General features: G+C 72.4%; 7 protein-coding genes and 1 pseudogene. 1 reads left to right on the top strand and 7 read right to left on the bottom strand.

Features of this window, described 5'->3' with window-relative positions; translation table 11 throughout:
* The 3 genes and pseudogenes from G3I65_RS28985 to G3I65_RS28995 form a co-directional block, all read right to left on the bottom strand.
* A pseudogene (locus tag G3I65_RS28985) lies at positions 1-357 on the bottom strand (glycosyltransferase family 1 protein); the annotation flags it as partial.
* The gene (locus G3I65_RS28990) at positions 354-752 is read right to left on the bottom strand and encodes a 6-carboxytetrahydropterin synthase (protein ID WP_086857063.1); all 399 of its coding nucleotides are present in this window, start codon (positions 750-752) and stop codon (positions 354-356) included. The gene G3I65_RS28990 and the pseudogene G3I65_RS28985, both read right to left, overlap by 4 nt.
* Before the next feature lie 31 nt (positions 753-783).
* A complete protein-coding gene (locus G3I65_RS28995) occupies positions 784-1,746 on the bottom strand; it encodes a zinc-binding alcohol dehydrogenase (RefSeq protein WP_160698913.1) in 963 nt (320 codons plus the stop codon).
* A 66-nt stretch (positions 1,747-1,812) separates the two neighbouring features.
* On the opposite strand from G3I65_RS28995, the gene G3I65_RS29000 reads away from it, so the two are divergent.
* The gene (locus G3I65_RS29000) at positions 1,813-2,556 is read left to right on the top strand and encodes a CDP-alcohol phosphatidyltransferase family protein (protein ID WP_160698914.1); all 744 of its coding nucleotides are present in this window, start codon (positions 1,813-1,815) and stop codon (positions 2,554-2,556) included.
* 63 nt (positions 2,557-2,619) lie between these two features.
* Here the strand turns inward: G3I65_RS29000 and G3I65_RS29005 are convergent, their stop codons facing one another.
* The 4 genes from G3I65_RS29005 to G3I65_RS29020 all read right to left on the bottom strand — a co-directional run.
* Positions 2,620-3,576, bottom strand: coding sequence for a DNA polymerase domain-containing protein (locus G3I65_RS29005; protein WP_160698915.1), 957 nt, complete (start codon positions 3,574-3,576; stop codon positions 2,620-2,622).
* 37 nt (positions 3,577-3,613) lie between these two features.
* On the bottom strand, positions 3,614-5,188 hold the full coding sequence (locus G3I65_RS29010) for a hypothetical protein (RefSeq protein WP_239071513.1): 1,575 nt from the start codon (positions 5,186-5,188) through the stop codon (positions 3,614-3,616).
* Between the two features lie 49 nt (positions 5,189-5,237).
* Positions 5,238-6,035 carry an oxygenase MpaB family protein gene (locus G3I65_RS29015; RefSeq protein WP_160698916.1) on the bottom strand — a complete coding sequence of 266 codons (798 nt, stop codon included), beginning with the start codon at positions 6,033-6,035 and terminating at the stop codon, positions 5,238-5,240.
* Positions 6,036-6,066: 31 nt separating this feature from the next.
* Positions 6,067-6,724 (bottom strand): LysR substrate-binding domain-containing protein (locus G3I65_RS29020; protein ID WP_160698917.1); only part of this gene is annotated, 658 nt, incomplete at its 5' end.

Below are 6,724 nucleotides of genomic sequence, written 5' to 3' on the forward strand. Positions count from 1 at the left end.
CGCGTCGAGCTCGGCGGCGAGCGCGGGCGGCAGGCCGGTCTCGTCGGCCAGCGGCAGGTGCACCAGCACCGAGAGCGACAGGCGCCGGGCCTGCGGGACGACGACCTCGGGCACCCCGCACGCGACCAGGCCGTCGAGCAGCACGGCGGACCCGGTGGGCAGCGCGGCGAGCAGGTGGCCGAGGACCGCGCGGGCCTCGGTGTCCGGCCGTGGCCAAGACCCGGCTACGGCGATCTCGTGCACGTCGACCCCGCTGGCCGTGAGCCGGTCGCACAGCCGGCGGTCGTAGGTGTTGCCGCCGCTGGGGACGGACGCGTCGTCGACGTCCCCGGGGAGGACCACGTACAGCGCCGTCACAGCGCACGCTCGTAACTCGCCCAGGCGACGTGCGACTCCTTCAGCGAGACGGCGATGCCTTCGAGACCGCGCGCGCCTTCGCCGAGGCGTCCGGCGTGGACGGCGTCGGCGAGGCGGTCGGCGACGACCTTCGCGAGGAACTCGGTGGAGGTGTTGACGCCCTTGAACTCCGGCTCGTCGTCGAGGTTGCGGTAGTTCAGGTCGCTCAGCACCGCCTTGAGCTCTTCCGTGGCCTTGCCGATGTCGACGACGATGTTGTCCTCGTCGAGCTCGGCGCGGCGGAAGGTCGCGTCCACCACGAAGGTCGCGCCGTGCAGGCGTTGCGCGGGACCGAAGACTTCCCCGCGGAAGCTGTGGGCGACCATCATGTGGTCACGGACGGTGATGCTGAACACCAAGACCTCCGATGCGTTCGGGTGGACGTGGTCACTGCGGCTGATACACAACACGGAGGCAGAGGGCGGAAAGTTCATTCCCGGCCAACCGGGGTAGCACGGACGGCAGATCTTCAAACGCGCACTCGCCGCTGACCAGTGCTTCGAACGCCGGATCGGCGAGCAGCTCCAGCGCGACGGCCATCCGCTGGGCGTAGCTGCGGTCCGGCCGCGCGACCGTCCCGACCTGGCTGCCGCGGATGACCAGGCGCCGCGAATGGAAGTGCTCGCCGAGCGGGACGCTCACCTTCCGGTCGCCGTACCAGGACATCTCGACGACTTCGCCTTCCGGCGCGAGCAGCTCCAGCGCGCGGGTGAGCCCGGCTTCGCTCGCGCTGGCGTGCACGACGAGGTCGCAGTCGCCGAGGGCGCGCTCCGGGGTCGAGAAGTCGACACCGAGCGCTTCGGCGACGTCGGCGCGCGACGGGTCGACGTCGACGAGCTGCACCCTTGTCGCCGGGAAGCCGCTCAGGAGCTTCGCGACGCTGGCGCCGACCATCCCGGCGCCGATGACGGCGATCCGGTCGCCGAGCCGCGGCCGCGCGTCCCAGACGGCGTTGACCGCGGTCTCGACGGTGCCGGCCAGGATCGCGCGGCCGGGCGGGACGTTGTCGGGCACCGGCGTCACCGCGCTCGCGGGGACGACGTACGCGGTCTGGTGCGGGTACAGGCAGAAGACGATCCGGCCTTCGAGGTGGGCCGGGCCGCGTTCGACGACGCCGACGTTGAGGTACCCGTACTTGACCGGGCCGGGGAAGCCGCCGTCCTGGAAGGGCGCGCGCATGACGTCGTGCTGGCTCGCCGGGACCCCGCCGCGGAAGACGAGCGTTTCGGTGCCGCGGCTGACGCCGGAGCAGAGCGTGCGGACGAGCACGTCGTCCGGTCCGGGCTCGGGCAGCTCCGCCGGCCGCAGCTCCCCGACACCGGGTGTTTGAACCCAGAAAGCCTGTTCCACGTGTTTCTCCTCAGCGGCGTCCGGAGGCTGGTGCCGCCACCCTATGAGCAATTCGCGGAGTCGACGATGATCAAACAGGACCTTCTCCTGCGCGCGGTGGTGCCGGCGTGGGTGCTCGCCGCGGGGGTCGTCGCGGGCCTGTCCCCCCTGGCCTGGGCCACCGGGCTCACGTTCGGGACCGCCCTCGTGCTGTTGACGGAGCAGGGCCTGCGCCGCACCGGCCGCGCCGCCTTCGGCCCGGCGGACTGGATCACCTTCGCCCGCGCGACGCTCGCCGGGTGCGCCGCGGAACTCATCGCCGACGGCGGCCTGTCCGTCGCGTGGCTGGTCGGGCTGACCGGCGTGGCCCTCCTCCTGGACGGCCTCGACGGCCAGGTGGCCCGCCGCACCGGCACGACGTCGGAGTTCGGCGCGCGGTTCGACATGGAGGTCGACGCGTTCCTGATCCTGCTGCTGTGCGTCCAGGTGTCCCGGACGCTGGGGCTGTGGGTGCTGGCGATCGGCCTGATGCGGTACGTGTTCGTCGCGGCGTCGTGGGCGATGCCGTGGCTGACCGCGCCGCTGTACCCGAGCATGGCCCGCAAGACGGTGGCCGCGGTGCAGGGCGTGGTGCTGGTGGTCGCGGTGTCCGGCCTGCTGCCGGCGGCGGCTTTACTGGCGCTGGTGGCTCTCGCGCTGGGCACGCTGACGTGGTCGTTCGGCCGCGACGTCGTGTGGCTGGCCCGGCACCGGGTGGCCGAGCCGAGCCGGATCGTCCAGTTCCCGAGGCCGTTCCACGCGCAGGCTTGGCGCGGCGACCAGGCGGCCTGACACGACGTGAATGACTCATTCATGTCGTCAGACGACATGAATGAGTCATTCACTACATCCGGCTCACCCCGATTCGCGAGCCGCCCGGGCCCGGCGCTTGCCCTCATGCATCGCCACCACCCGGGCGATCGGGATCGTGTGCCCCTCGGCCACCAGGTCCGCCGGCAGCACGAACGGCTCCGGCATCTCCGCCGTCCAAGGATCACCGCCGTCGAGCAGCCCCGGCGCCGTGTGCACCGTGAAGTCGCCGGGCTTGACGCCGTCGAGATCGCCCCACGCGACCGGGAACGACACCGGCACCCCCGGGCGGTGCCGGGGGCTGTAGACCGAAATGACCGTCGCCCCTCCCGCCCGGGTCGAATCCAGGAACACCTTGCCTTCCCGGCGTTCGCGCACGAACTCCGTGGTGCCGAGCGCCGGGTCGATCCGCTCGGCCCGCGCCGCGACCGCTCGCGTGGCCGCGGCGATGTCCTCCGTCGACTGCCCGGGCGCGAGCGGCACGAAGACGTGCACGCCCTTCGAGCCGCTCGTCTTCACCGCGCCGTCGAGGCCGTCGTTGCGCAGGGCCTCCCGCACCAGCTTCGCGGCGCCGATGGCCAGCGAGAACGGGCCGTCTTCGGGCGGGTCCAGGTCGAGGATCAGGTGCGTCGGGCCGTGCTCGGGGCCGCCGCGGTAGAGCGACGTGTGGTACTCGATCGCCCGCTGGTTGCCGAACCAGATCAGCGTGCGGAGGTCGTTGCACAGCGCGTAGGAGACGTCCCGCTTGGACGTCTCGGCCCACACCGACACCCGCTCGACCCAGTCCGGCGTGTACTTCGGCAGGTTCTTCTGCATGAACGGGCCCTGGCCGCGCAGCACCCGCAGCACGGTCAGCAGCCGGTCGCGCAGCTCCGGCAGCATCCGCTCGGACACGGCTTCGAGGTAGTCGAGCAGTTCCCGCTTGGTCACCCCGGCGTCCGGGAAGACCTCCTGGTCGAGACTGCTCAGCTTGACCCCGTGCCGGACCTCTTCGCCGCTCATCGGCCTACCCTCGCGTCCGCGCGCGAAGCGGTCAACCTCAGAACGGCAGCTGCGAGCGGAGCCGGTCGAGCCAGCGGTCGACGGTGTCCTCGGCGCGGTCGTAGTCGTTGGCCTTGCGAGCCGCGTCCGCGCGCTCCTGGACGTGCTGGCCGATCGTCGCCGCGTACTGCGGCAGCGCGTAGACGTTCTGCCAGTACCCGGCGCGCATCTCGACCGTGGACACCTTCTCGTAGCCCGCGGTCGCCTTCGCGAAGTCGAAGCCGTAGCGCGTGCCGGACGGGTCCGGGCCGTTCGCGGTCACGACGATCACCGTCGGCCGCGCCTTCATGACGACCTCGGTCGGGTCGGCGCCGCGGGCGATGGCCGCGTCGTTGAGCCCGATGTAGTCGATCGAGTTCCAGCCGCTGTAGTACGGGATCGCGCCCGCGTCGGTGACGGCGAGGCTGCGCGCGGCCGGCGGGACGTCCGCCTCGGCCAGCCCCTTGCCGATCGCGATGTGCGCGCGCTGCAGGTCCGGGCCGTAGTTCGCGATCACGCCGAGGTCGGGCGCGGTCGCGCCGCCGACGGCCGACCAGCCGACCGCCACCAGCCCGAGCAGCGCGCCCACGAGACGCGGCTTCAGCGTCCCGGCCGCGATCCCGGCGCCCAGGCAGAGGACGGGGATCGCGTGGTCGGCGAAGCGGTCGAGGTAGTCCATGGTCGGGCCGGACACCGCGTACGTCACGTAGGTGACCGCGACGGTGACCACGAGCAGCACGCCCATCGCGCGCGTCGCCTTGCGGACGACCAGCGACAACGTCAGCAGCAGGAGCGGGAGCAGCAGGACCGCCGTGTGCTTGGTCCACAGCCAGCCGGAGTCGAGGTGGCCGAACTTGACGTAGAACGTGTTCGGCAGCAGCTGGCCGTAGAACCGCCAGCGCCAGACGAAGTAGCCCGCGCCGACGACGACCGCGGCGCCGCTCCACAGCCAACGAGCCCGCCCCTCCGACCGGACGAACCAGAGCAGGAAGACCGGCAGCGCGGCCAGCACGCCCTCCGGCCGCAGCATGCCGAGCAGGAGCAGCAGCACCGGCGGTTCCCACGTCCGGACCCGCTCGTTCGCCAGCACACGCAGGCCGAGCACCACGATCCGCAGCAGCACGGCGGCGAACGCGGCCGTCTCGAGGCCGGCGGTGAGGTGGAAGTAGGTCGGCAGGAACACGACGTACGCGCCCGCGCCGACCAGGACGCCGGTGAGCCCGGCGCGGCGGTGGCCTTCGCGGATCAGCAGGTACAGCGTCCCGAGGCCGAGGACCAGCGACGTCACCTTGGTGAACAGCGGCAGCGCGAGCCCCAGCCACGCGCCGAGCCCCGACCACACGACCCAGGCGAAGTTCGTGAAGCCTTCGACGCGCGGTCCGTCGACGTTCCACACCGGCCCGTGGCCGTCGGCGAGGTTCGCCGAGTAGCGGAAGCTGATGAACGCGTCGTCGATCGTGAAGAACCAGGCCGCCCACGCGCCGGCGAGGAACAGCGCGAGCAGGACCAGCGAGACCACGATCAGCGGCGCGCGGCGGGTGGTCCGGGCGGGCGCGGTCTCTTCGGGCCGGGCGTCAGCCTCGATCGCCGTCATGGAATCCCCTCGGGTGGCTTTGCCGACCCGACACTGTAGCCGGGGCCGCTCAGACCAGCGGACGCCCGGTGCGCAGCCGGCGGCGCAGGTCCCACAGGCAGAGGTTGAACGGGAACCGCCGCACCGGCGCGGGCAGCACCCGCACGACCCGGCCGATCGCGCCGAGCAACGCGTCGAACCGCCGCTGGTCGGCGCCGGTCCACGGCAGCCGCATCTCGTCGCGGAAGCGCTGCGGGAGGAAGCCGGTGGTGACGAAGCGGTGGAACCGCCGACCCGGCGCGGCGAGGACCGGGTGCAGGAACCGGAGGTCGACGATGGCCGTGAGGTAGCGGCGGACGGTGTCGTCGATGCCGATCTTCTCGAGCCCGGCGGTCCAGTACTCCTCGAAGGCCTCGCGGTCGGCGGGCCACATCTCGGCACGCACCTGCAGCGTCGTGCCGAGCGAAGCGGCTTCGCGGTAGAAGCGCTCCGGCTCGCCGCCGACGAACGCGAGGTAGACGTCTTCGAAGCCCTTGTACAGGCACGCCGCGACCCACAGCTGGAGGTCGGTGTCGAAGGCGTTGTAGGCGACCGGGCTCTCGCCGGTCGAGTGGACCTGCGCGTGGGCCTGGTTGACCGCACGGCGGTAGGCCGCCCGCTCGGCGTCGGTGCCCAGGGTCGCGACGGCGAGGTAGGTGAGCGTCGTCCGCGTCCGCTTCGCCGGGTGGCGGAAGAGGTTGCCGCTGTCGACCCGGCTTTCCAGCACGCCGTACCCGACCGGCGCGCGGGCGAGCTGCATGATCACGTTCGCGCTGCCGGCCAGCAGCCCGGCGCCGACGACGGCGTCGCGGAGGGCGGTCTCGGTCACGCCTCCAGGGAACGACACTGTTGACGACGTGTCAAGAGCGGTAGTTCGCCCGGGCGAACGCGATCAACGCGCGTGCCGCCGGGCTCAGCGGGCCCTCCGTCCGCCACGCCAGCGCGAGCACCCCGCGCAGGCCCGGGCCCGCGATTTCGATGATCCGCAGCTCCGCCTGGTGGTAGCGGCCCAGCGACTCCGGCACGATCGCCACGCCCAGGCCGCGCGTCGCCAGCTGCACCAGGACGTTCGGGTCGGCCGCCTCGAACGCGATCCGCGGCGTCAGCCCTTCGCGCGCGAAAGCCGTGTCGAGCGCGGTACGCAGGCCCGTGCCCTTCGGCAGCGCCATCAGCGGCAGGCCGTCGAGGTCCCGGATCCCGACCTCGGCGCGGTCGAGCGGGCCGTCGGGCGCCGTGACGGCCAGGAACGGCTCGTCGAGCAGCACCTGCGTCGCGATGCCCGGCGGCGGATCGGTCGAGAGGCCGACGACCGCGAGGTCCAGGCGTCCTTCGCGCAGCGCCGCGAGCATCGTGTCGGAGTTGGCTTCCGACAGCGTGATCTCGACGGCCGGGTAGCGCTGGTGGAAGCCGGCCAGCAGGTCCGGCAGCCGGACCGGGCCCGCCGACGTCACGGCGCCGATCGCGACCTGTCCGCGGACCAGCCCGGCCAGCTCGTCGACGGCTTCGCGCACGCCCTGC

It is taken from the genome of Amycolatopsis sp. SID8362, from assembly GCF_010550475.1.
In the GTDB taxonomy this organism is placed as follows: Bacteria; Actinomycetota; Actinomycetes; order Mycobacteriales; family Pseudonocardiaceae; genus Amycolatopsis; species Amycolatopsis eburnea.